Annotated in this window: 3 protein-coding genes; all 3 read left to right on the plus strand. The window is 69.7% G+C overall.

Annotated features, from left to right (window positions below; genetic code table 11):
- Positions 1–510 (plus strand): D-alanyl-D-alanine carboxypeptidase/D-alanyl-D-alanine endopeptidase (dacB, locus tag Y705_RS17970; RefSeq protein WP_081737847.1); only part of this gene is annotated, 510 nt, incomplete at its 5' end.
- A gap of 45 nt (positions 511–555) precedes the next feature.
- Positions 556–1716, plus strand: coding sequence for a zinc-dependent metalloprotease (locus Y705_RS0106490; protein ID WP_026532263.1), 1161 nt, complete (start codon positions 556–558; stop codon positions 1714–1716).
- Positions 1709–2626: tRNA lysidine(34) synthetase TilS (gene tilS, locus Y705_RS17975; RefSeq protein ID WP_155849962.1), on the plus strand; the 918-nt coding region annotated here is incomplete at its 3' end. The genes Y705_RS0106490 and tilS, both read left to right, overlap by 8 nt.

Consider the following 2626-nt stretch of genomic DNA (forward strand, 5'->3'; position numbering starts at 1 on the left):
GACAACTACCTTGCCGAGGCGCTCGCGCGGGTGGCAGCCGCGGCGAGCGGCCGCCCGGCGTCGTTCGGGGGAGCCACCGAAACCCTCCTCGCCACGGTGGAGGAGCTGGGAGTGCCGGTCGAGGGCCTGAGCATCGGCGATGCCTCGGGCCTGTCGCGGCAGAACGCAGTGACGCCGGCACAGCTCGCCGGCGTCCTGCAGGTGATGGCGACGTCGGACGACCCAGCGCTCGCGGGCGTTCTCCAGGCGCTGCCCGTGGCCGGCCTCTCCGGAACGCTGAGTGAGCGGTTCACTTCAGCGACAGGAAAAGCCGCAGCCGGTGAGGGCATGGTCCGGGCGAAGACGGGCACGCTGAACGCGGTGACGGCTCTGAGCGGCTACGTGGTCACCACGGAGGGGCGGCTGCTCACGTTCTCCTTCGTGGCGACGGGCCTGAACGGCAATACCCGCGAGGCGCGGACAGCCGCGGACAATGCGGCGGCGGTTCTTGCCGTCTGCGGCTGCCGGTAGGAATTCTGGGAGTGTCCTCCAGAGGGATGTGATCGAATGGTGGGCATGGAGAGCAACAGTCCGTCAGTCCAGTCCACCCCCCGCCGCCAGCTCATCAACTGGGATCTCGCGGCCGGTAGTGCCGCCAAACTGGCTCCCGCGGGCCCAACGATGTCTCCCCGCGAGATCGCCGGAGCGGTCCAGAACCTCCGCGAACTCGCCGACGCCTCGGTGGGTCATGTCCACGCGATCTCCCGGCTCGACGCCGCGAAGGACCTGCGCGATTCGGAGCTGCTCATCGTGGACCGCGCCTCCTGGGCCAGGGCCAACACCCAGAGCTTCCGGACGCTGCTCGAACCGACGCTCGACCACCTCGCCGAGACTCGGCCCGAGGCCTTCAACTCGGCCTCGATGACGCTCGGATCGGCCCTGACCGGCGCGCAGCTCGGGACGATCCTCGCCTTCCTCTCGAGCAAGGTGCTCGGCCAGTACGACCCCTTCGTCCCCTCCCGCAACGGCGCGGGGGGCCGGCTGATGCTCGTGGCGCCCAATATCATCTCGGTGGAACGCGAGCTGTCCGTCAACCCGTCGGACTTCCGGCTGTGGGTCTGTCTCCACGAACAGACGCACCGGGTGCAGTTCGCCGCGGCTCCCTGGCTGAAGGACCACATGACGGGACACATCTCCGAACTCAGCGCGGGCCTCATGGACAAGGCAGACACCCTCTCGGAGCGGCTCGGAAACGCAGTGAAGAGCATCACCGCAGCGAAGGGGGAAAGCGCACTGCGCAGGAGGCAGGGCCCCGCATCCGGGGAGGACCGCCCGGGACAGAATATGGGCATCCTCTCCGTGCTGCAGGATCCCGAGGACAAGGTCCGCCTGTCCCACCTGACCGCGGTGATGAGCCTGCTCGAGGGACACGCGAACGTCGTCATGGACGGCGTCGACTCGAGCATCGTCCCCACCGTCAAGACCATCCGACGCCGGTTCAACGCACGCGGTAAATCCCGGGGCCCCCTGGAGAAGCTCATCCGCCAGCTGCTGGGCCTCGATGCGAAGATGCGGCAGTACAGCGACGGCTCGAAGTTCGTGCGGCGGGTGGTGGACCAGACGGGCATGGACGGGTTCAACCTGGTGTGGGAGGCCGAGGGGAACCTCCCCACCGAGCGCGAGATCCATGCTCCGGACGAGTGGATCGATCGGATGAGCATCCGCCGCCATGGATAGGCGGCCACGGCTCCCTCCGGTGGTCGGCGTCGCACGGAAGCACCTCGAATCCGCCCTTGGCGGCCTGCTCGCGGTCCCGACAACAGGTCCGGCAACAGGTACTGCAGCTGGTCCGGCAGCTGGTCCGTCAACAAATTCCGCGAACAACGACGAACCGCAGGCAAGCGCCCGACCGCTCCCACTGATCCTCGTGGCATGCAGCGGCGGTCCCGATTCCCTGGCGCTCGCTGCGGTCGCGGTGCACTTCGCGCGCACCGACCGGTGCAGGGTGGGCGCCGTCGTCGTCGACCATGGGCTGCAGCCCGGCAGCGCATCGATCGCCCACCGGGCCGCCGAGCAGCTCGGGGAACTCGGCCTCCACCCCGTGGCCGTGCGCGCGGTCACGGTGCACAGCGGCGGCATGGGCCCCGAAGCCGCGGCCCGCGCGGCGCGCTATGCAGTGCTCGATGACGTCGCGGCGGAGCTCGGTGCGCGGGCAGTACTGCTCGGGCATACGCTCGACGACCAGGCCGAGCAGGTGCTCCTCGGACTCGCCCGGGGCTCGGGCACGCGCTCCCTGGCCGGCATGCCGGTGCGGCGCGGCACCTACCGCCGGCCCTTCCTCGAGCTCCGGCGCGCCGACACCGAGGCCATCTGCGGGTTCTACGGGCTCCGACCGTGGCTGGACCCCACCAACTCCGATGAATCCTTCGCGCGCTCAAGGGTGCGCGCCACGGTGCTTCCTCTCCTCGAGGACCAGCTGGGGCCGGGGATCGCGCAGGCGCTCTTCCGTACCTCGCGCATCCTCGCCCAGGACGCCGACTATCTCGAGCAGGTCAGCACCGACACCTACGCCGCACTCCGAACGGAGCACGACGGCGGAATCCTGCTGCCCGAGGACGACCTCCGGGCACTGCCGCCCGCCCTGCGC

It is taken from the genome of Arthrobacter sp. H41, from assembly GCF_000520535.1.
Classification (GTDB): Bacteria; Actinomycetota; Actinomycetes; order Actinomycetales; family Micrococcaceae; genus Arthrobacter_D.

Coding starts and splice junctions, on each gene's coding strand:
- Y705_RS0106490 (WP_026532263.1), top strand. CDS start 556: ATGGAGAGCAACAGTCCGTCAGTCCAGTCCACCCCCCGCCGCCAGCTC.